At 65.8% G+C, this 21,133-nt stretch carries 23 protein-coding genes and 1 pseudogene; 13 read left to right on the top strand and 11 right to left on the bottom strand.

Annotation, left to right across the window (positions count from 1 at the left end):
• The first annotated feature begins 15 nt into the window (after positions 1 to 15).
• The 3 genes from ACTIEZ_RS10455 to ACTIEZ_RS10445 all read left to right on the top strand — a co-directional run bounded on the left by ACTIEZ_RS10455 (position 16) and on the right by ACTIEZ_RS10445 (position 4,243).
• Positions 16 to 1,656 (top strand): amidohydrolase, encoded by a 1,641-nt coding sequence (locus ACTIEZ_RS10455; protein WP_439546617.1) that lies wholly within the window; start codon positions 16 to 18, stop codon positions 1,654 to 1,656.
• 261 nt (positions 1,657 to 1,917) lie between these two features.
• Complete coding sequence (locus ACTIEZ_RS10450; RefSeq protein ID WP_439546616.1) at positions 1,918 to 3,408, top strand: amidase family protein; 1,491 nt, start codon at positions 1,918 to 1,920, stop codon at positions 3,406 to 3,408.
• Positions 3,409 to 3,586: 178 nt separating this feature from the next.
• Positions 3,587 to 4,243, top strand: a complete 657-nt coding sequence (locus ACTIEZ_RS10445) for an SOS response-associated peptidase (RefSeq protein WP_439546615.1) — start codon at positions 3,587 to 3,589, stop codon at positions 4,241 to 4,243.
• A 16-nt stretch (positions 4,244 to 4,259) separates the two neighbouring features.
• On the opposite strand, the gene ACTIEZ_RS10440 is transcribed toward ACTIEZ_RS10445, so the two are convergent.
• The 9 genes and pseudogenes from ACTIEZ_RS10440 to ACTIEZ_RS10400 form a co-directional block, all read right to left on the bottom strand.
• A complete protein-coding gene (locus ACTIEZ_RS10440) occupies positions 4,260 to 4,865 on the bottom strand; it encodes a thioredoxin family protein (protein ID WP_439546614.1) in 606 nt (201 codons plus the stop codon).
• 19 nt (positions 4,866 to 4,884) lie between these two features.
• On the bottom strand, positions 4,885 to 6,972 hold the full coding sequence (locus tag ACTIEZ_RS10435; protein WP_439546613.1) for a protein-disulfide reductase DsbD family protein: 2,088 nt from the start codon (positions 6,970 to 6,972) through the stop codon (positions 4,885 to 4,887).
• Positions 6,973 to 7,048: 76 nt separating this feature from the next.
• A complete protein-coding gene (locus ACTIEZ_RS10430) occupies positions 7,049 to 7,936 on the bottom strand; it encodes a PEPxxWA-CTERM sorting domain-containing protein (protein WP_439546612.1) in 888 nt (295 codons plus the stop codon).
• A 222-nt stretch (positions 7,937 to 8,158) separates the two neighbouring features.
• A pseudogene (locus ACTIEZ_RS10425) lies at positions 8,159 to 8,248 on the bottom strand (PEPxxWA-CTERM sorting domain-containing protein); the annotation flags it as partial.
• Positions 8,249 to 9,460: 1,212 nt separating this feature from the next.
• Positions 9,461 to 9,970, bottom strand: a complete 510-nt coding sequence (rpsI, locus tag ACTIEZ_RS10420) for a 30S ribosomal protein S9 (protein ID WP_439546611.1) — start codon at positions 9,968 to 9,970, stop codon at positions 9,461 to 9,463.
• 10 nt (positions 9,971 to 9,980) lie between these two features.
• Entirely contained in the window at positions 9,981 to 10,457 is a 477-nt protein-coding gene (rplM, locus tag ACTIEZ_RS10415; RefSeq protein WP_439546610.1) for a 50S ribosomal protein L13, read from the bottom strand.
• A gap of 88 nt (positions 10,458 to 10,545) precedes the next feature.
• Positions 10,546 to 11,028 carry an NUDIX domain-containing protein gene (locus tag ACTIEZ_RS10410; protein WP_439546609.1) on the bottom strand — a complete coding sequence of 161 codons (483 nt, stop codon included), beginning with the start codon at positions 11,026 to 11,028 and terminating at the stop codon, positions 10,546 to 10,548.
• A gap of 10 nt (positions 11,029 to 11,038) precedes the next feature.
• Positions 11,039 to 11,404 carry a DUF2237 family protein gene (locus ACTIEZ_RS10405; protein WP_439546608.1) on the bottom strand — a complete coding sequence of 122 codons (366 nt, stop codon included), beginning with the start codon at positions 11,402 to 11,404 and terminating at the stop codon, positions 11,039 to 11,041.
• On the bottom strand, positions 11,401 to 12,447 hold the full coding sequence (locus tag ACTIEZ_RS10400; RefSeq protein ID WP_439546607.1) for a COX15/CtaA family protein: 1,047 nt from the start codon (positions 12,445 to 12,447) through the stop codon (positions 11,401 to 11,403). The genes ACTIEZ_RS10405 and ACTIEZ_RS10400 overlap by 4 nt, the downstream gene beginning before the upstream one ends.
• 156 nt (positions 12,448 to 12,603) lie before the next feature.
• Here ACTIEZ_RS10400 and ACTIEZ_RS10395 point away from each other — a divergent pair, with 156 nt between their 5' ends.
• The 7 genes from ACTIEZ_RS10395 to ACTIEZ_RS10365 all read left to right on the top strand — a co-directional run bounded on the left by ACTIEZ_RS10395 (position 12,604) and on the right by ACTIEZ_RS10365 (position 18,395).
• On the top strand, positions 12,604 to 12,972 hold the full coding sequence (locus ACTIEZ_RS10395) for a MerC domain-containing protein (protein ID WP_439546606.1): 369 nt from the start codon (positions 12,604 to 12,606) through the stop codon (positions 12,970 to 12,972).
• Positions 12,973 to 13,039: 67 nt separating this feature from the next.
• A complete protein-coding gene (locus tag ACTIEZ_RS10390) occupies positions 13,040 to 13,504 on the top strand; it encodes a Fur family transcriptional regulator (RefSeq protein ID WP_439546605.1) in 465 nt (154 codons plus the stop codon).
• Positions 13,505 to 13,576: 72 nt separating this feature from the next.
• A complete protein-coding gene (gene dxs, locus ACTIEZ_RS10385; RefSeq protein ID WP_439546604.1) occupies positions 13,577 to 15,508 on the top strand; it encodes a 1-deoxy-D-xylulose-5-phosphate synthase in 1,932 nt (643 codons plus the stop codon).
• 74 nt (positions 15,509 to 15,582) lie between these two features.
• Entirely contained in the window at positions 15,583 to 15,825 is a 243-nt protein-coding gene (locus tag ACTIEZ_RS10380) for an AbrB/MazE/SpoVT family DNA-binding domain-containing protein (RefSeq protein ID WP_439546603.1), read from the top strand.
• Positions 15,822 to 16,217: a PIN domain-containing protein gene (locus tag ACTIEZ_RS10375; protein WP_439546602.1), complete on the top strand. Its 396-nt coding sequence runs from the start codon at positions 15,822 to 15,824 to the stop codon at positions 16,215 to 16,217. Before ACTIEZ_RS10380 ends, ACTIEZ_RS10375 begins: the two co-directional genes overlap by 4 nt.
• Positions 16,218 to 16,275: 58 nt before the next feature.
• A complete protein-coding gene (locus ACTIEZ_RS10370; RefSeq protein WP_439546601.1) occupies positions 16,276 to 17,508 on the top strand; it encodes a multidrug effflux MFS transporter in 1,233 nt (410 codons plus the stop codon).
• Positions 17,505 to 18,395 carry an EamA family transporter gene (locus tag ACTIEZ_RS10365; protein ID WP_439546600.1) on the top strand — a complete coding sequence of 297 codons (891 nt, stop codon included), beginning with the start codon at positions 17,505 to 17,507 and terminating at the stop codon, positions 18,393 to 18,395. Before ACTIEZ_RS10370 ends, ACTIEZ_RS10365 begins: the two co-directional genes overlap by 4 nt.
• Here ACTIEZ_RS10365 and ACTIEZ_RS10360 read toward each other — a convergent pair whose 3' ends face one another.
• Entirely contained in the window at positions 18,396 to 19,028 is a 633-nt protein-coding gene (locus ACTIEZ_RS10360) for a glutathione S-transferase family protein (RefSeq protein WP_439546599.1), read from the bottom strand.
• Positions 19,029 to 19,067: 39 nt separating this feature from the next.
• Here ACTIEZ_RS10360 and arfB point away from each other — a divergent pair, with 39 nt between their 5' ends.
• Both arfB and ACTIEZ_RS10350 read left to right on the top strand, forming a co-directional pair.
• Complete coding sequence (arfB, locus tag ACTIEZ_RS10355; RefSeq protein WP_439546598.1) at positions 19,068 to 19,475, top strand: alternative ribosome rescue aminoacyl-tRNA hydrolase ArfB; 408 nt, start codon at positions 19,068 to 19,070, stop codon at positions 19,473 to 19,475.
• Positions 19,476 to 19,559: 84 nt separating this feature from the next.
• The gene (locus tag ACTIEZ_RS10350) at positions 19,560 to 19,946 is read left to right on the top strand and encodes a DUF883 family protein (protein ID WP_439546597.1); all 387 of its coding nucleotides are present in this window, start codon (positions 19,560 to 19,562) and stop codon (positions 19,944 to 19,946) included.
• Between the two features lie 91 nt (positions 19,947 to 20,037).
• Here the strand turns inward: ACTIEZ_RS10350 and mce are convergent, their stop codons facing one another.
• Positions 20,038 to 20,481 (bottom strand): methylmalonyl-CoA epimerase, encoded by a 444-nt coding sequence (mce, locus tag ACTIEZ_RS10345; RefSeq protein WP_439546596.1) that lies wholly within the window; start codon positions 20,479 to 20,481, stop codon positions 20,038 to 20,040.
• A gap of 65 nt (positions 20,482 to 20,546) precedes the next feature.
• On the opposite strand from mce, the gene ACTIEZ_RS10340 reads away from it, so the two are divergent.
• Positions 20,547 to 20,912, top strand: a complete 366-nt coding sequence (locus ACTIEZ_RS10340; protein WP_439546595.1) for a hypothetical protein — start codon at positions 20,547 to 20,549, stop codon at positions 20,910 to 20,912.
• Positions 20,913 to 21,133 lie beyond the last annotated feature (221 nt).

Genomic DNA, 21,133 nt, shown 5'->3' with positions numbered 1-21,133 from the left:
ATTTGGGGATCAAGAATGAAGAAACTGCTTCTCGCCGTGCTGCTCGCCGCTGCTGCGCCCGCTTTTGCCGATACGCTTTATACCAACGCCAATGGCTACACGCTTGATGGCAAGGGCACGCTCAATCGGTTCGCGACCCTGGTGGTCGGCGATGACGGGAAGGTGAAGGCCACGCTGCCCGCCGCCGCGACACTGCCCGCCGGCACCCGCATCGACATGGCTGGCGCCACGCTGTGGCCGGGCCTGATCGATGCCCATGGCCATGTCATGCGGCTGGGCGAGCTGAAACTGGTCGTCGATCTGCGCGACTCCGCCTCCATCCCCGAAGCCCTGGCCCGCATCAAGGCCGGCGCGCCTGCTGCCGGATGGATCATGGGCCGCGGCTGGAACCAGGAACGCTGGTATGCCGATGGCAAGCTGATCGGCCGCTTCCCCACCGCTGCCGAACTGGATGCCGCCACCGGCAACCGCCCGGCCTGGTTCGCCCGGGTCGATGGCCATGCCGGCTGGGCCAACAGCGCCGCCATGACGGCCGCCGGCATCACCCGCGACACCAAGGACCCGGCCGGCGGCGAAATCATCCGCGATGCCAAGGGCAATCCCACCGGCGTGTTCGTGGACAAGGCGATGGCGCTGATCACCCAGGCCATTCCGAAAGATGACGCCGCGCGGCTCGATCTGGTGCTGGAAAAAAGCCTGGAAACCATGGCCGAAGTCGGCCTGACCGGCGCGCATGATGCCGGCATGGATAAGGACACCTGGGATCGTTACGTCCGCTTTGCCGAAGCCGGCAAGATGACCGCGCGCATCTATGCGATGGCTGGCGGGCCGGACAACCGCAAGGCGATTGCGCCAACCGGCCCGATCAAATGGGGCTGGGATGATCGGCTGGCGATGCAAGCGATGAAGCTGGTGTCCGATGGTGCACTCGGCAGCCGCGGCGCCTATCTGATCGCGCCTTATGCCGATATGCCGAACACCCGCGGGCTGGATATCACCCCGGCGGCCCGGCTGAAAACCTACATTACCCAAGCGTCGCGCGACGGCTTTCAGGTCAATGTCCACGCCATCGGCGATCAGGCCAATCGATCGACCATGGATGGGTTTGCGGCCGTGCCGGCAGCCGAGCGCGTCGCCTTGCGGCACCGCAATGAACATGCCCAGATCGTCGACATGGCCGATCTCAAGCGCTTTGCCGAACTGAACATCATCGCCTCGATGCAGCCGACCCACGCCACCTCCGACAAGGGCATGGCCGAAGCCCGCGTCGGCGAAGCCCGGCTGCAAGGCGCCTACGCCTGGCAGCAGATCAAGAAATCCGGGGCGCAACTGGCGCTGGGCAGCGATTTTCCGGTCGAGCCGGCCGATCCGATGTTCGGCATCCACGCCGCCGTGACGCGGCAATCGCGCGATGGCCTGCCTGCTGGCGGCTGGCGCCCATGGGAGAAACTGAGCCGCGAAGATGCCTTTGCCGGCTTCACCCTGTGGGCGGCGCGCGCCGGCCATAATGAAGACAAGGTCGGCACGCTGGAGCCCGGCAAATGGGCCGATTTCATCACGCTGGAAGCCGATCCGTTCACCGCGCCGGAAGGCGATCTGTGGAAGATCAAGGTGACCGCGACCTGGCTGGCGGGCAAACAGGTGTTCAAGCGGTAGAGCGTTTTTCGACCAAGTTGGGTCATCGGCACGGCAGCGTATTTGGTTCAGGGCAAGGCGTGAGGAGGGCGCGATGCGCTTTGCATCGTAACCGACGAGCGACGCTGCCCTGGGCCAAAGGCGCGCCGCCCCGCAGGGGTCGCCCGTCAGGGCCATGACGGTGATCCAAATTGGTCGAGAAGCGCTCTAAGGCCACGCCCACAGCTTGCCCGCCTGCGCCGGCCGTGCCACCTTGGCACTGCACCTGGGGAGGCACGCAGCATGATCGATAACGCATTGAACCGCCGCGCGTTGCTGGCCGGGGCGGCAAGTGGGGTCGCATTGGCCGCCACCCCGGCGCTCGCTCAGGCCAGTGCGGCCGATCCTGCCGACGCCATCGGCCTTGCCGCCCGCATCCGCAGCGGCCAGGCCAGCGCGCGGGAGGAGGTGGTGGCCGCGCTCGACCGGGCCGACGCCGCGCAGGCACAACTGAACTTTGCCGTGCTGATCGACCGGCCGCGCGCCATCGCCAGCCTGCCCACCGATGAACGCCAACCTGTCATCCCGACCTTCATCAAGGATCTGAACGATTTCAAGGGCTGGCCCACCCGCAACGGCAGCCGCGCCTTTGCTGCCGCGCCGCCGGCCACCGCCAACGAAGCCTTTGTCGATGCATTCGCCCAGATGAACACGCTGCCGATCGGCAAGACGGCAACCCCGGAATTCGGCCTGATGTGCGTCACCGAGCCCTTGGCCCACGGTGCCGTGAAAAACCCCTGGAACCCGGCCTATTCCACCGGCGGATCGTCGGGCGGCAGCGCGGCGGCGGTGGCGGCCGGCGTGGTGCCGATTGCCCATGCCAATGATGGCGGCGGCTCGATCCGCATTCCGGCGGCGCTGTGCGGGCTGTTCGGCTTCAAGCCCAGCCGCGGCCGCCTGGCCGGGCAGAAGCGCGCCGATGATCCGGCCGATATCGCCGTCGATCATGTGCTAACCCGCAGCGTGCGTGATGCCGCGCTGACCATGGCCGCCCTGCAAAGCCAGGGCGCCGACGGGCTGGTCGCGCCGGTGCCGCGGTTGAATGGCCCGGCGGGGGAGCGATTCCGTATCGCGGTGATCACTGCCGGGCCTGACAATGCCCAGCCCGATGCCGAAGTGCTTGCCGCCATCGACCGCACCCGCCGCCTGTTGCAGAGCATGGGCCACACGGTGACAGATGCGCCCTGGCCGTTCGCGCCGGTCGATTTCTCGCGCGATTTCGTGGCCTTGTGGTCGCTCGGTGCGGCTGGGGCCGTGGCGGACGTGCAGAAGGCCTTCGGCGCTGATGGCGTCGCCAAGCTGGAGCCGCTCACCCGCTATCTCGCCGGCAATGGCGCTGCCTTGGCGCAGGCCGATGTGCAGGCGCTGATGGGCCGGCTCTCCGCCTATCGCGATGCCTACAACGCCTCGTTCCGCGATCATGACCTGCTGCTCACGCCGATTCTCAGCCGCCATGCCGTGCCGATCGGTTTCCTGTCGCCCACGCGTCCGCCGGCCGATTTGATGGCCGACATGATGCGGCTGGTCGCCTACACACCAGTGCAGAACCTCACCGGTGCCGCCGCGATGAGCGTGCCGATCATGACGGCAACCAACGGCTTGCCGCTGGGCATGCATTTCGCCGGGCGGCGCGGCGATGATGCGCGGCTGCTCGATCTGGCGTTCCAGTTGGAACAGGCAGCCCCCTGGGCGCAGCGTTTGCCGCCGATCTGGTTCGGAAACCGCCGCAGTTGATGCCATGATGGATGGCAAGCGCCGCGCGCCGGCAACCCCGGCTGTGTCATGCCGTTATCGGCATGATGCGTGGATTTCGCCTGCTGCCGTCACGGCTGTTGCTCGGTGTCACCGGCACGCTGGCCAATATCCTCTGGATGTGGAGCCTCGCGCCGCCGCCGCTGTAGTGCCATAGCCGATGTGCAATCTCTACGCCCTCACCAAAGGCCAGCAGGCGCTGCGTGACCTTGCGAGAGCGCTGGAACTGGGCCCCGAAAGCGACCGGCTCGGCAATCTGGCGGCGCTGCCGGGCATCTACCCGGATGGCGAGGCGCCGATCATCCGCATGGGCAAGTCGGCCGCCGACACGCCTGGCCCGGTGCTGCAATATGCCCGCTGGGGCATGCCCAGCCCGGCCTTTGCGCTCGCCGGCAAGAGCGTCGATCGCGGCATCACCAACATCCGCAACACCGCTTCGCCCCACTGGCGCCGCTGGTTGTCACCGCCCCACCGCTGCCTGGTGCCGTTCACCAGCTTCGCCGAGCATGTGAAAGGCGAAGCCGGCTTCGCGCCGCTGTGGTTCGCGCTGGCGGCCGCAGACCCGCTCGCGTGTTTTGCCGGCATCGCCACACGCTGGACCGGCGTCCGCAAGAAAGCCGAAGGCGAGGTCACGCTCACCCTGTTCGGCTTTCTCACCTGCGATCCCAATGCCGATGTCGCGCCGCACCACCCAAAGGCGATGCCGGTGATCCTGACCACGGCCGAGGCACAGCGGGCCTGGCTGACGGCAGAATGGGCGGCGGCGGCGCATTTGCAGCGACCGTTGACGGACGGCGGCTTGCGCCTGATCGGATGATCAGGGTGCGACCGCTTCAGTCCGCATATTTCACCGAGCAGCCATAAGGCCGGGTGATCGCCGGCGCCGGTGCCTTGCCGGCTAACACGGCGGTCATCGCATCCTTCGCCCAGGTTGTGGCGGTTTTGGCATCGGCGTCCACGGCAGTCGGTTTGTCATCGATGGCGCCCTGATAGGCGAGCACGCCGTCCGGGCGGATGACGAACATGTGCGGCGTCGTCTTGGCGTCGTAGAGCTTGCCGATCTTGCCATCCGCATCGAGCAGATAATGCGCCGGCGCCGCCTTGTTGGTGGCAACCTCCGCCTTGGCGCCGGCGCCGTCGACATGGCCTTGCTTGCCGGGCGCGCCGCTGTTGATCGACAGCCAGACGACGCCGGCAGCGCGCGCTTCGCGCTGGCGTTGCTGCATCACGCCGCTGTCATAATGGGCGCGCACGAACGGACAGCCGCTGTTGGTCCATTCCAGCACCACCGTCTTGCCGCGAAAATCCGACAGGCGAACCGTCTTGCCATCGGCATCGCGGGCGGTGAAATCGGGGGCGGCGACACCGTTGACCGGGGCGGCCAGCGCCGGGGCGGCCAAGGTGGCGACAAACAGCGCGGCAATTGCGGTCTTGATCATGGTCAGGCTCCTCGCGGGATCAGCCAGCCAGGCTGGTCAGTTCGTCAACCGTCAGGATCTGCGGCAGTTCACGTTCGCCGCCCTTGCTATCATAAAACACATAAACCGGCACCCCGGCGCGCTTGTGCTCGGCCAGCCATTCGGAAATCTCCGGGTCGCTGCGCGTCCAGTCGCCCTCCATCACGGTGATGCCCTTGGCCTTGAAGCTGTCCGCAACGGCGGTTGCAGCCATGGCACCTTTTTCATTCACCTTGCAGGTCAGGCACCAATCGGCAGTCATGAACAGGAACACCGGCTTGCCCTGCGCGCGCAGATCGGCGAGCGCCGCCGGCGTGAATTTCACCGCGCCCAGTTCACTGGCGGCGGCACTGGCGACCGCCGCGCCAGAAGGCGGCGTGCCGGCTTCGATCAGCAGGGTCGCGGCCACCACCGTTGCCAGGCTGAGCGCGCCGGGCATCAGCAGCGACTTGCCGCTGGCCTGCTGCGCCCCCAGCCACCACAGGAACAACCCGAGCAGCAAGGCGCCGGCCAGGCCCATTGCCATGCCGTCCACGCCGGCCTGCTGCCCCAGCACCCAGGCCAGCGCCAGTGCGGTGAGGAACATCGGCACCGACAGGATCGCCCGCAACCGCACCATCCACGCACCCGGCTTGGGCAGGCGGCGGCGCAGGGCCGGCACGAAGCCGATCAACAGGAAGGGCAGGGCGAGGCCGAAGCCCAGCCCGGCGAACACGCTGAGCGCCTGGATCGTCGGCAACACCAGCGCTGCGCCCAGCGCGCCCGCCATGAACGGTCCGGTGCAGGGCGTCGCGACGAATGCCGCCAGCGCGCCGGTGAAGAAGCTGCCACGCACGCCGCCCGAACGCGCCTGATCCTGGCCCAGATTGCCGGTGGTCAAGGTCACTTCGAACAGGCCGGCGAGATTGAGCGCGATCGCCGTCACCAGCAGCAGCAGGAAGCCGATCACCCGCGGGTCCTGCAACTGGAAGGCCCAACCGACCTGGCTGCCGGCCGCCCGCAGCGCCAGCACCATGCCGCCCAGCGCCGTCACCACCAGCACCACGCCGGCGGTATAGGCCAGGGCCTCGGCGCGCGCCTTGCCGGCATCGACATTGCCCTTGGCCAGCGCCAGCGCCTTCAGGGACAGGATCGGGAACACGCAGGGCATGATGTTGAGGATCAGGCCGCCCAGCACGGCGCCGAGCAGCACAAGGGCGAGGCCGGGCGCGCCGCCACCGCTGCTGTCGTCGCTGCCTGCACCGGTCGCCAGCGCGGCGCCGGGGCCGGGCACGGTGCCGGGCGCGGCAGTGATGGCAAAGCCGATCGGCGGTTCGCCGGCCATTTCAACGCGCAGTACGCCGGTCACCTCGCCGGTCGGGCCGGGGGCGGCGGCATCGGTTTCGATGCGCAGCGCATCGCCTGCGCGCGTCACGGCTTGCGGCGTGACATGGTTGATCACCAGATCGCCGGCCGGGAAGAACCAGGCGCGTTGCACCTGCTCCAGCCCGGCCATCGGCACGGACAGCACGAAGCGCTGGCCCTGCACGGCCCAGCTTGCCGTGGCGGCCAGCGGCTTGGGCAGGGCTTCGCGCGCCTTGACGATACGCGGGCCCATCACCGCATCCGTGGCGCCATCGCCGATCGTCAGCGGCAGGGTGAGCGTGGCGGCTTCGGGCACGCATTGTTCATGGCTGCACACCAGCCAATCGACCTGCACCGAAACCGGAAACGCACTGCCCGGCGCCAGGCCGGCCGGCGGCGTGACGCTGGTGACGAGCACGTTCGTCGTTTCGTAGACATGGTTCATCAGGCCGGAGACGACCAGCGTGCCCGGCACCGGATATTGCAGTTCGGCGGGCTCGGCTGTGCCGGCGGGCAAGGTCCAGGCGGCGCGGGTGGGTGCGCCGGCATCGCCGGGGTTCAGCCAATAGGTGTGCCAGCCGGCCTTGGGGCTGAGCGCGATGCCGATCGTCAACGGCTTGCCGGGCGCGGGCATGCTGCTCGCGGCGATCAGCTCAACCTTGGTATGGGGCTGATCGCTGACCGATTGTGCCAACGCAGGAAGCGCCAGCAATGTGGCAAGCAGCAGGACAAGGAACCGAATCATGGCCGCGCTTGTGCCAGCAGAGCCCCGCCATGGAAAGACCAGCGCGGGTTGCGCGCCGCAAAGCCAGGCTTGGCGATCAGGCCAGCGCTGCGCGGCGGCGGCGCAAGGCTGCACCGACCAGACCAAAGCCGGCAATCAGCATCGCCCACGTGGCCGGTTCCGGCACCGCCTGAACGCTGATGCCCGGCAGCGACAGCAGCTTGATCTGGGCATTGTTGCCGGCGCGGGTGGGCGACAGATCGAACAGCCAGTTGCCGGTAAGGGCGAAATCGCCGTCGACCTGATCGAACAGGCTGACATGGACATCGCCGCCAGTTGCCGTGAACGCGCCGGTGATGCCGGTGCCGCAGGTGGCACCGTTGCAGCCAAGGTTGGTGGTCGTGGCGCCCTGCAAGAACTGGACATTGGTCAGGCTGACACTGTTGCTGCCCGCGGAGCGCATGCGGAACTGAAGCGCGTTGATGTCTGCCACAGAAGCCGCGGTGTAGCTCCAGATGTCAGGGGTGGCGCCGTTGGCCAGCGTGTAGGTGATGGTGTTGCCCGTGCGCGCCAGCGTGAAGGCCACGGATTGATCGTCAATCCAGGCGCGGTTGACGTCGCCAGCCGGGGCCGGTGCCACGCGGCTGATCGAACCAACATTGGTCAATGCGCTGAACACACCGGTGCCGCCGTCCGCAATTGGTCTCCCGGTGGCAGCGGTGGGCACATGGAAGCCGCGGGTCCGGCCGGCGCTTGGGGTGCGCGATTCCACGACAATGCGCTCCAGCGGCGGCAGCGCGGTGCCTGACACCAGCGGCACGCCATATTGGGTCTGCAGGAAGCCACCGGCAGCTTCGTAGCGGGCGTCGGCGGCCTGGCCTTCAACAATCCCGCTCAGCGTCACCACATGCTGAACGGCCTGAGCGGGATGAACTGCCACCCAGGCAAGTGTGGCGGCAAGAACGATCTTGGTCTGGCTGTGCACGGGAACCCCCAGTTGATGCGTTTGATGGGCGCAGCAAAGGGCGAGAACGGGTGACGGGTCAACGTAATTGACTAAAAATTAACTAAAAGGCCATGATTGCAAAACTGACTGCAAAGCGGATGATGCCGATTGGTAAATAATCGGCCCGCGAACAGAAATTCGCCGCCGTGACACTGGTCACGGCGGCGAATCACTATCGTTAGCTGAGGTTTTGAACCTGGATCAGGCGACCATGGTGCGACGCCGGCGCAAGGACGCGCCGACCAGACCGAAACCGGCAATCATCATCGCCCAGGACGCTGGCTCCGGAATGGGGTCTGACGTGACGTCAAGGAAGCGCAATTGCAGATTGGCTGTCGAGCCTGTCGGTCGGTTATCAAGGCGCCAGCCGAGAAAGATGTTACCGGTCAACGAGAAATCACCGGACACCTGATCCCAGAGGAAAATCTCGCGTTCGGAAAAGGCGGCTGTCGAGGCGAAGGTATCAGCCTGATAGGTGCTCGTCGGGCCGCTGGTCGTCGTCGAATTCAAAAGATCGCCGTTGTAGCGCAGGTCGGTAATCCGCCATACGCTGGTGCCGCCGGCCGCCATGCGCAACTGGAACGCATTGATATCGGCAAAGGCGTTGCTGGTGGAAGACCAGTTGTGAATACCCTGACCATCGGTGATCTGGACAGACAGCATCGTGCCTGCGCGCGAGATGGAAAACACGACAGGCGGCGGCTGGATCATCAGGTCCGCGCCGTTGGCCTGAACAAAATTCTGCCACGGCACATTGATCTGATTGGTCGTGCTCACCGGACTGGAGCCAGCGTTAAGCGTGGCAAAGTCGGTCAGCGAGTTAAAGACGCCAATGCCGCCATCGCTGATCGGCTGGCCGGAAAGGGTGTTCGGCGTATGAACACCATAGGTCCGCGAATTGGCATCACCCAGAACGGCGCTGCCGGCCTGAAACTCCACAACCGCGCGCTCAAGCTGGGTGAGCACGTTGTTCGATGTTGCCGGGCCAGGCGGATCAAGCGGGGTTAAATTATACTTGTTAGCCAGGAAACCCGCCTGCTGGCCATTGCTCAGGTCTGGCGTGGTCGCAGTGCCGTCGATGTCCCAATAGCTGAAGCGCGCATCGCTGCGGAAATCGGCTTCGTTGCCTGTGATCGGTGTGTTGTCACGTTGGGCGACAGGCATCTGAGCCACGGCGGCGCTGGCCAGGCCGGCGACCAATCCAAATGCTAGAGCTGTTTTTATCACGGAAAATCCCCTGAGACAGACCGGGCGAACCGTCCTGTGTTTGCTGTAACTTTTACGCCCCGCTGAGGTCAAGCTTGTTTTTTTTCAAGGGCTTAAGAAAAGGTTAACAAGTAATAAATATTAACCCTAAGATAACTGCGACAGCAGTGCTGCCGTAGATTTCCGCATGATTTTGCACGAAAAAAAGCGCCGGGTGGTTGATCCACCCGGCGCGTTCTTAACCATCTTCCATACGCATGGATTCGCTGCGTTGCGCCCCGAATCAGCGGTTTTGAATCAGCGCTTGCTGAACTGGAAGCTGCGGCGGGCCTTGGCCTTGCCGTACTTCTTGCGCTCGACAACGCGCGGATCGCGGGTCAGGAACCCGGCCTGCTTGACCGGCGTGCGCAGCACGGGTTCATACTTGGTCAGCGCCTGAGCGATGCCATGCTTCACCGCGCCGGCCTGGCCCGACAGGCCGCCGCCGACGACGGTGGCGATCACATCATATTGATCGCGACGCTCGGCGACATCGAACGGCTGGTTGATCACCAGACGCAGCGACGGCCGCGCGAAATACACGGCCTGGTCACGACCGTTGATGGTGATCTTGCCGCTGCCCGGCTTCAACCAGACGCGGGCGATGGCGTTCTTGCGCTTGCCGGTGGCATAGGCGCGGCCCTGCGCGTCGATTTCCTGTTCCCGCAGCGGCGCCGGCGGGCCGCCGCCACCGGTGTGAGCGGTGTTCACGGGTGCGTCGGCATCCATGCCGGCGAGGTCAGCAAAAGACTGGCGATTGTCGTTCATCTATCGTTCCTCAACCAGCGATCGTGGTGTTCTTGCGGTTCATGGACTTCACATCCAGAACCTCGGGGCTTTGCGCCACATGCGGATGCTCGGTGCCGGCAAAGACGCGCAGGTTGCGCATCTGCTGGCGGCCCAACGGACCGCGCGGCACCATGCGCTCCACGGCCTTGATCAGCACGCGCTCCGGGAAACGGCCTTCCAGCACCTTGGCCGGGGTGGTTTCCTTGATGCCGCCGGGGTGGCCGGTGTGGCGATAATAAATCTTGTCCGTCGTCTTGTTGCCGGTGAAGCGGACCTTCTCGGCATTGATGACAATCACATTGTCACCGCAATCGACGTGCGGGGTGTAATTGGCCTTGTGCTTGCCGCGCAGGCGATTGGCGATGATCGACGCCAGGCGGCCGACGACCAGGCCTTCGGCATCGATCAGCAGCCACTTCTTTTCGACTTCGGCAGGCTTGGCCGAGTCCGTGGTCCGGGTGAGCATGACATGTTTCCAATGTTGCAGATATGGCAGCGCCGGGGCAGCAAAGCCCCGGCGTCGATGCCGGCTATTGGGCAGGATGCGGCGCAGATCAAGGAAAAAGCGACGTTTTTCCGGTGTGGTATCCAGACACCCTATCGGCTGGCGCGATGCCGAGCATCAGCTGCAGCCGCTGTTGCAGCGATGTGATGCTATCAGGCGCAGACAGAAATGCGCCGATTTCAAGCAATTGTGGGTCACGGCCTTCATCACCGAACTTGATCGCTGCCACGTCTGCCGGCGTGATCCGCACGGCCAGAAACCAGCCAACGCCCCCGGGCGGGTGCATCGAAGGATGCGAACGAGCCCAGATGATTCGGCGTTCGGCGATGATCAGCCCGAATTCCTCCTGCAGTTCCCGCAGGGCACATTGCGCCGGGCTTTCGTCACCTTCGCGGCCGCCGCCGGGCAGATCGATCAGGCCCGGCCAAGGGATGCCGGGCTTGTCGTCGCGGCGATAGACCAGGATCTGGTTATCAAGCAGGCAGGCCAGCTTGGCGCCGCTGAAATCCGTGCCGTCCCACCCTTCGATCATTGGGCTGTGATCAGGGCTGCACCGCATGGGCCTGCAGATGGCCCAGCAGCGTGACCTCCAGCGTCTTTTCGTGGCAGCCCTCCAGCACCACCTCCGGCGCGAAGCCGGCGCGGCGGGCCTCTTCCCAGCGGCCGGCGCACAGGCACCAGCGATCACCGGGCTTCAGGCCGGGAAAGCCATATTCCGGCCGCGGCGTCGACAGATCATTGCCGACACTGCGGCTGAAGGCCAGAAACTCCTCGGTCAGCACCGCACACACGGTATGAAGGCCATGGTCATTGGCATCGGTGTTGCAGCAGCCATCCCGCTGCCACCCGGTCATCGGATCGACCGAGCACAGCGCCAACGGACCCCCGAGGACATTCTTCGCCGTCATGCGCGTCCCTTCAGCGACCAATGCGCCGCCCAGGTCGTGGCAGCCACCAGCAAGGCAGCGCCGGCCTGGTGCGCCACGCCGAGCGGGATCGGCACATGATTGAAGATCACCGCCACCCCCAACGCGAACTGCAGCAGCACCAGGCCGCCCAGCGCCAGCGCGCGGTTGCCGGCGCCGGCCTGCCACAGCCGCCACGCCACCAGCAACGCAGCGGCGGCCACGGCATAGGCCAGGCTGCGGTGCACGAACTGCACGGTGACGGGGTCGCTCACCAGACCAGCGACGCCCGCCAGCGCCCCGGTTGGCACCCATTGCCCAAACATCAACGGCCAGGTGTCGGAAGCGTGGCCGGCACGCAGCCCGGCGGTGAAGGCACCCCAGACAATCTGCACCGACAGCAGGATCGCAAATGGCCACATCCAGCCGCGCGGGCGTTCCGTGCGGGCCGCATCGCCCCCCACCGCATCCCCGGCACGCAGATCCAGCGCTGTCCAGATGCACCCTGCCATGATGATCAACGCGTTGGACAGATGCACCGCCAGCCGCTCCGGCGCCACTTCGGTGCGATCGACCAGGCCGGATGCCACCATCCACCAGCCAATGGCGCCCTGCAGACCGCCCAGCGCAAACAGCGCCAGCAGCCGCAGCCTGTAGCCGGCAGGAATACGCCCCGTGATCCAGAACCAGGCCAACGGCAGCGCAAACGCCAGGCCGATCAGCCGGCCCAGCAAGCGGTGCACATATTCCCAGAAGAAAATGCCCTTGAACGCTGCCAGGCTCATGCCCTGGTTCATCAACTGATACTGGCTCGACTGCTGATACAGCGCGAACGCGGCCTGCCACTCGGCGTCGGTCAGCGGCGGCAGCGTGCCCGAAACCACATCCCAACGCGTGATCGACAGGCCCGATTCGGTGAGGCGGGTGATGCCGCCGACCACCACCATCACGAACACCAGCGCCGCCACCGCCAGCAACCATAGGGCGATGGCGCGCGGCTGGGCGCGGACGCTGGGAAAGGGCAGGGCAGTAGCAAGAGTGGCCATAGGCTCTGCCGTAAAGCCAAAGCGCCGGCCGTGAAAGCCTGTGCGACCCTGAGTGACTGGCGATCCGTGCAATTGCTGGCGGCGGCTCGCCGTGCCGCCAGGCCAGCCGCAAAACGCCGCTTGCCAGCTTTCATGTAACATTGTAACACGCCGCCCATGTCACGGCCTCTCAACAGCCTGCTCGATCGACTCGCCATCGGCCTGTCCGGCTTGTGCCTGTTGCACTGCATGGCCGGTTTCCTGCTGCTGTCCCTGTTCGCCATGAGCGGTGATCTGCTTGATCATCGCGTGCATGTGGTCGGGCTGGCGTTGGCGCTCCCGTTGGCGGCGGTGGCCTTGTGGCGCGGCTGGCGCAAGCACGGCCGCGGCTGGATTGCCGGCGTCGGTGTTGCTGGCCTCTCCGTGATGGCGGCCTCGCTGGTGGTCGATCATGGCCATGTCACGGAAATGCTGGTGTCGATGGCGGGCGTCACGTTGCTGGCGCTGGCACACTGGCGCAATCTGCGCGCCTTGCAGTCTCTCTGAACCGCATCACATGTCGCGCGGCGCCCGCGCGCTTGCGTTACCGCGCCTGACTGCCGATATTATGGCCATGTCCAGCCTCCACGCTCATGGCCAGCATGATTCCCGGGCCGATCTGGCCACCGCCGCCCAGGCCCGGCTGCAGGAGGCCGGCGAACAATGGACGCCGCTGCGCGCCACGGTGTTCGGCGCGCTGGCCGGCTTTGATCGCCCGGTGTCGGCCTATGATGTGACCGATGCCGTGTCCACCGCCACCGGCCGGCGCGTTGCGGCCAACAGCGTGTATCGCATCCTCGATCTGTTCGTGGCCAACAATGTCGCCTCGCGCGTCGAAAGCGCCAACGCCTTCATTGCCAATGTCCACCCCGATTGCCCGCATGATTGCATCTTCCTGGTCTGCGACATGTGCGGACGCGCCACCCACATCGACGATGATCGCATCACAGGCGACGTGCGCGCCGCCGCCAGCGCTGCGGGGTTTCGCCCGGTGCGCCCGGTGATCGAGGTGCGCGGGGTCTGCGCCGCCTGTTCATGACAGTTTTGATGACAGGCAGCGGCCGAAACGCTAAGACCCGTGCTTTCACCATCCGCCAAGCGAGCCGTATCGATGAAGCTTGAAACCCCGTTGCTTGATCAGGTCATTGTGCCGGCCGACCTGCGCCGGCTGCAGCCTGATCAATTGCAGCAAGTCGCCGACGAGCTGCGTCAGGAAATGATCCACGCTGTATCGGTCACCGGTGGCCATCTCGGCGCCGGGCTGGGCGTGGTCGAACTCACCGTGGCGCTGCACTATGTGTTCAACACGCCCGACGACAAATTGGTGTGGGATGTCGGCCACCAGGCCTATCCGCACAAGATCATCACCGGCCGGCGCGACCGCATCCGCACGCTGCGCCAGCCCGGCGGGCTGAGCGGCTTCACGAAGCGCACCGAAAGCGAATATGATCCGTTCGGCGCAGCGCACAGCAGCACGTCGATCTCTGCGGCGTTGGGCTTTGCCATTGCCAACAAGCTGCAGAACAAGCCGGGCAAGGGCATTGCGGTGATCGGTGATGGCGCCATGTCGGCGGGCATGGCCTATGAAGCGATGAACAACGCCCGCGATGCCGGTAACCGGCTGGTGGTGATCCTGAACGACAACGACATGTCGATCGCGCCGCCGGTGGGCGCGCTGTCGTCCTATCTGTCCCGCCTGCTGTCCAGCCGCAAGTTCTTGGAATTGCGCGAATATCTGAAACAGATTTCTGGCCGGGTGCTGCCGCCGCCGCTGCAGAAGGCCGCCGCGCGGGTGGATGAATATGCGCGCGGCCTCGCCCAGGGTGGCGGCACGCTGTTCGAGGAACTCGGCTTTTATTATGTTGGCCCGATCGACGGCCACAACATGGAGCATCTGCTCCCCGTGCTCGAAAATGTCCGCGATGCTGCCGAAGGCCCGATGCTGATCCACGTGGTGACGCAGAAGGGCAAGGGCTACGCCCCGGCCGAAGCATCGGCCGACAAATATCATGGCGTGGTGAAATTCGATGTGGTGTCGGGCACCCAGCACAAGCCGCAGCCCAAGGCCCCGGCCTATCAGAATGTGTTCGGCGACATGCTGATTGCCGAAGCCAAGCGCGATGACAAGATCGTGGCGATCACCGCCGCCATGCCGTCGGGCACTGGCGTGGACCGCTTCAACAAGGCGTTTCCGGACCGCACCTTCGATGTCGGCATTGCCGAGCAGCACGCCGTCACCTTTGCCGCTGGTCTGGCCGCGCAGGGCATGCGGCCGTTCTGCGCGATTTATTCCACTTTCCTGCAGCGCGCCTATGATCAGGTCGTGCACGATGTGGCGCTGCAAAATCTCCCCGTGCGTTTTGCCATCGATCGCGCCGGGCTGGTCGGGGCCGATGGCGCCACCCATGCCGGGTCATTCGATATCGCCTATCTCGCCACCTTGCCCAACATGGTGGTGATGGCAGCCAGCGACGAAGCCGAACTGGCCGACATGGTGCATACCGCCGCACTTCATGACGACGGCCCGATTGCCCTGCGCTACCCCCGCGGCGAAGGCACCGGCATCGCCATCCCCGAAGCCCGCACGCGCATGGAAATCGGCAAGGGCCGCATCGTGCGCTCCGGCCACAAGGTCGCCATCCTGTCGCTGGGCACCCGCCTGGCCGAAGCGCTGAAGGCCGCCGACGATCTCGACGCGCGCGGACTTTCGACCACGGTGGCCGACATGCGCTTTGCCAAGCCGCTCGACATGGCGCTGATCCGCAAGCTGGCGGCCACGCATGATGTGCTGCTCACCATTGAGGAAGGCGCCATCGGCGGTTTCGGCAGCCATGTGCTGACCCTGGCCAGCGATGAAGGCCTGACCGATGCCGGCCTGAAAATCCGCACCCTGCGCCTGCCGGACGCCTATCAGGATCACGACAACCCCGCGAAGCAATATGCAGACGCCGGCCTGGATGCCGCCAGCATCGTACGCAGCGTGCTGGACGCACTGCGGCACAACAGCGTGAATGCCGTTGACGAGGGCGTGGCGCGTGCGTGAGGCACGCCGATTTGATATCCGCGGGCTAAAATGATATCCAAGAATGGTATCGGATAGCCAGCGGACAGATTGCCATGCAGATTTCCAGATGGGGCAACAGCCTCGCCATCCGCATCCCCGCCGATGTCGTGCGCGCGCTGGGGCTGAAGGAAGGCGATGAGTTGGACGTGAAGACGCTCGATGATCGCCGTGTGGAAATGACCCGCAAGCTGACACGGGACGAAGTGCTGGCCCGCATGAAGGCCATGAATCTGCAGCTGCCCGAAGGTTACAAGTTCAACCGTGAAGAACTTTATGAGGACCGCGATCCGCTGTGACCGCGTTCTTTGATACCAATATCCTGGTCTACTCGCTGGAAAATACCGATCGTGGTGATATCGCTCGTGCGCTGATTGCCGCCGACGGCATCATCGCGGTGCAATCGCTGAACGAACTGGCATTGGTGTTGCGGCGTAAATATCGGCGCAGCCATGCCGAGATGCTGGCCGATCTGGCGGAAGTAGCCGGCCTGTTCGCAGACCCGGTGCCGCTGACGATGGACATTCATCGCGAGGGCTTGCGGCTCGCCGCCCGCTACCAGCTGGCGATCTACGATTCTATGCTGCTCGCCGCTGCGCTCCACGCCGGCTGCACGATTTTCTACAGCGAAGACCTGACCGACGGCCAGATCATCGACGGCCGGCTGACGATCCGCAACCCGTTCGCCTGAAGCGCCCTGCGCCAATCATGCGCTTCCCTTGGCCACCGGCCACGCCTACAGCCGCCACGTGCATGCACCCACCGCCTCTCCTCTTGCCCGGCAACCCAGCCTGGGTGAAATCCTGCTGCTGGGGTCGCTCACGGCCTTTGGCGCGGTCACCATCGATCTGTATCTGCCCACTTTGCCGGCCATTGCCCGCGATTACGGCACCACGCCGGCGGTGGTTCAGCTCACCTTGTCCACCTTCTTCGTCGGCATGGCGCTGGGGCAGTTGTTTTTCGGGCCGCTTTCGGATCGCATCGGGCGGCGGCCGACGATCCTGATCGGCTGCGCGGTGTATATCGCCGCCAGCCTGGTGTGTGCGCTGGCCCCCACCATCGAGACTTTGGTGGTCGGGCGGTTTTTCCAGGCGCTGGGCTGTTGTGCCGGCATGGTCACCTGCCGGGCGATCGTGCGCGACCGTTATGACCATCGCGATTCGGCGCGCATTTTCTCGCTGCTGATGCTGGTACTGGCCATCGCACCGCTGCTGGCCCCCACGGTTGGCGGCTGGATCGCGGCGGCTGCCGGTTGGCATGCGGTCTTCTATGCGTTCGTCGGCATTGGCGCTGCCGTCGCGCTGGCCGTGGCGCTGCGGCTGGACGAAAGCCGCTCGGCGGCGACGGCAGAGGCCGCGCGGCAGACGTCGGTGCTGGTGCGCTATGCCGAATTGCTGCGCCAGCCCCGCCTGATCGGCTATCTGCTGGTCGGCGCTGCCAATGGCACTGCGCTGTTCAGCTATATCGCGGCTTCGCCCGATCTGGTGGTTGGCACCTGGGGTTTTTCCGAAGGCCAGTTCGGGCTGGTGTTTGCCGTGATCGCCGTGGGGGTTGTCGGGGCCAGCCAGGTCAACCGCATGCTGCTGCGCCATTACAATCCGGATCGCATATTGGCGGCCGCCAGCATCGGCGCCGCGCTGGCCGGCACGGCGTTGCTGCTGGCGGCGCTGGCCTCGGCCCCCTTGCCGGTCATCTTCGTGATGTTGTTCGTGGCGCTCAGCTCCAACGGGTTGATCGCGGCCAATGCGTCGGCTGGCGCGCTCAATGTCGATCCGCTGCGCGCTGGCGCAGTGTCCGGCCTGATGGGCGGCGTCAATTTCGGCATGGGCGCCGCCAGTTCGGCTCTGGCCGCTGCGATGTATGATGGCACCGCGGTGCCGCTGGCCATCAACATCGCCGTGGCCATGCTGGTGGCGACGGCGGCCTATCACCTGCTCGCCCGGCCGCCGCGCGAACCGCGGCCCTCGATCATCTCCCAATGACCGGCACCGCCTTGTCACCGCGCGCCTTGTTGCTGGCGCTGGCGGTCGCGACGGTGTGGGGCACCAATTTCGCAGTGATGGGATCGGTGTTGCAAAGCCTGCCGCCGCTGCTGTTCGCCGCCCTGCGCTTTGGCGCCGTGGTGTTCCCGCTGATCTTCTTCGTGCGGCGGCCGGCGGTGCCGTGGCGCATTCTTGCTGCCTATGGTCTGGCCATCGGCGTCGGCCAGTTCGGCCTGTTGTTTGTCGCCATCGATGGCCATATCGCGGCCGGGCTGGCCAGCCTGCTGGTGCAAACCCAGGTGGTGTTCACCATCGCGATGGCCATGATCGTCAGCGGCGAACGGCTGCGGCCGCTGCAATGGGCGGCCCTGGCGCTGGCGCTGGCTGGTGTGGGTGTCATCGCCGGCAATACGGGCGGTGACGCGTCGATCACCGGCGTCGCGCTGGTGCTGGCCGCGGCCTTTGGCTGGGCATTGGGCAACATGGCGCAGCGCGCCGCCGGGCGCGTCGAAATGCTCGGCTTCATCACCTGGTCGTCGCTGTTCGCGGTGCCGCCGCTTGCCGGGCTGGCGCTATGGTTCGAAGGCTGGCCGGTGATCAGCGCGGCGCTGGTTTCGGCCACGCCGGCGTTGTGGCTGGCCGTGGCCTGGCAGGCGGTGGGCAACACCTTGTTCGGCTATGGCGCCTGGGGCTGGCTGATCGCCCGCTATCCCGCGACCAGCGTGGCGCCCACCTCGCTGCTGGTGCCGGTGTTCGGCATGGCCTCCACCGCCGTGGTGCTGAACGAAGCGCTGCCGCCGTGGAAGCTCGGTGCCGCCGCACTGATCATCGCCGGGCTGGGGCTGAATCTGCTCGCCGGCCGCATGGCGCTGCGCGCGCGGGCCTGATCAGCCCGGCAGCCGGAAATTATATGGCTCGGTCTTGGCGGCCGCCGCCTGCCAGGCGGCACGCGCCTGCACCCGCTGCGCATAGGCCAGCACATTGGGGAAATGCGCCCCCAGCCCCTGCATCGCGGCAATCTCGGCGATGAAGCTCATCATGATGTCCGCACCCGACAACTGATTGTCCACCAGCCAGTCGTTGCTGCCCAGCCGCCCACTGAAATACCCGACATGCGCGGCCACCTCGCTGCTGATCCGCGGCGCCAGCGGCGCTGCCGCCTCACCCAGCCGGCTGGTATAAAGGCCCAGCAGGAACGGCGTCATCGCCGATCCTTCGGCAAAATGCAGCCACATCAGATAATCCTCATGGGCGCTCGTGCCGGGCTGCGGCGCCAGCCGGCCACCTCCGTGCGTGCGGATGATCCAGTCGGTGATCGCGCCCGATTCAAACAGCATCTGGCCGTCGGCCTCCACCACCGGCGATTTGCCGAGCGGGTGCACCGCCTTCAGTTCGGCCGGCGCCAGATTGGTTGTCGCATCACGCGCATAATGCTTGATTTCATAATCCAGCCCCAGTTCCTCCAGCAGCCACAAGATGCGCTGCGAGCGGCTGTTGTTCAGATGATGGACGATGATCATGGCGTTTCCCCGGCCTGTTGATTCGGTTATGCCACCATCATGGCCCCGATCATCCCCGAAGACGAACTGGAAGAATCGTTCGTTCGCGCCAGCGGGCCGGGCGGGCAGAATGTCAACAAGGTCTCCTCGGCGGTGCAATTGCGGTTTGATGTGATCAATTCGCCCAGCCTGCCCGATGATGTGAAGCACCGCCTGCTGCGCCTTGCCGGGCGGCGCGCGTCATCCGATGGCGTGATCATGATCAGCGCGATGCGGTTTCGCGATCAGGTCCGCAACCGCCAGGATGCCCGCGACCGGCTGGCGGCGCTGGTGGCGGCAGCCTGGGTGCGCCCGGTGCAGCGCCGCGCAACGCGGCCGACATTGGGATCCAAGCAACGCCGCCTGGTCGGCAAGGCCGTGCGGGCTGGAGTCAAGGCGGGCCGTGGCAAGGTTTCGACCGAAGACTGATTGGTTTGACTCACACACTCTTCAAATCGGGAACCCTGCGCACTATGTTGGGTTGGACCCCATCAACACTGAAAGGAATTGCCCATGGCCACCATCAACGAACCCAACGACATCATTCCCGCCGCCGCCGACGCCGTGCATGACGCCACCGAAGCTGCCGAGCATGCCGCGCACGACGCCGCCGGCAAGCTGGGCAAGCTGAAGGACGATGTGAAGCATCAGGCCGACAAGGCGATTCACGCCGCCCGTGATGCCGCCACCACCGCCTATGACAAGGCCGCCGCCAAGGCCCGCGAACTGGCGGACGCCGCCCCGGAAAAGGCGCGTGAAGCCCGCGAACGCGCCGCCAAGGTCGCTGAAGAAAGCGCTGCCAAGGTCCGCACCACCGTGCAGGAACAGCCGCTCGCCGCGCTCGGCGCCGGCATTGCGCTGGGCTTTGTCGTCGGCTGGCTGATCAGCCGCAAGGATTGAGGCCCAATCCGCTTCCGGTCGCGGGAGCGCCGGGTCTCGACAAGGAAAGCCCGCTCAACTGAGCGGGCTTTTTTCCGTTGCCAGTCCGCGCTCAATGATGCCCGTCCGGCTGCTGCATCAATTCCACCAGCACACCGCCGGTATCGCGCGGATGCACGAAAATCACCGGCACCCCATGCGCACCCATGCGCGGCTCCCCGGTGCCCAGCACGGTGGCGCCGCGGCTGCGCATCGCATCGCGCGCGGCGATGATGTCGGTCACTTCGAAACACACGTGATGCTGGCCGCCGTTGGGGTTCTTTTTCAGGAAGCCATGGATGGGCGAATCCGCGCCCAGCGGCTCGATCAGCTCCAGCTGGCTGTTGGCGACATCGATGAACGCCACCCGCACACCCTGGGCCGGCAGATCGAACGCCGGGGTGGAGACGGTGGCGCCGAACAGCCGGCCATACATCGCCACCGCGTCGTCGATCGACGGGCAGGCAATGCCGACATGGTTGAGGCGGCCCAGCATAAGCGGCGGTAATTCTGTCATCACGGCGTCTCCTCTCGATGTCGCCCCCTCTTGCACGCAGCCCAAAAGCCGGCAAGCTGGCGGCCATGATCTACATCGTGCTCAATGCCGTTCCGATCGGTATTTCAACGCTGCTGGCATTGCTGCTGGCGCAATTTGTCGATCGCCCGCGCACTATCGCCGCCTGGGTCGTGGCGCTGGCCGCAGCATTGTGGCTGGGGGCCATTTTGGCCGGCGCGCTGATCCTGGCGCCGCCCAAGGCGCCGATCTGGGTGATGACCATCGGGTCGGCGGTGGTGATCTGGGCCGGCTTCGTGGCGCCAACACTGGCTGCCTCGCTGCTGATGGCCGGGCAACGCTGGAGCCGGATTGGCAATGCGGTGCTGTGGTGGCTGGTGGTGATGCTGGTGCAGGCCGTGGTCATGCGGCTGATCGGGCTGACCCCGCCGTAACGTGCGCCTCCCCTTCACATGGAGGGCCGAACAACTCCTCCCCTCCAAGGGGAGGTGGCGCCGAAGGCGACGGAGGGGTGCTGCAAGCGAAAATGCAGGGCGCCTGTTTCGGCAGGCGCGGGGGGGGGGGGGGGGGGGGGCGCCCCCCCCCCCCCCCCCGGGGGGGGGCGCCACGTGCAATAACCACCGTCCCACCCCCGCCCGCGCGCCGGCCGGGGGGG

Source organism: Sandarakinorhabdus sp. (genome assembly GCF_051860625.1).
GTDB lineage: Bacteria > Pseudomonadota > Alphaproteobacteria > Sphingomonadales > Sphingomonadaceae > Sandarakinorhabdus.
This window is presented reverse-complemented; position numbering and strand designations above follow the sequence as displayed.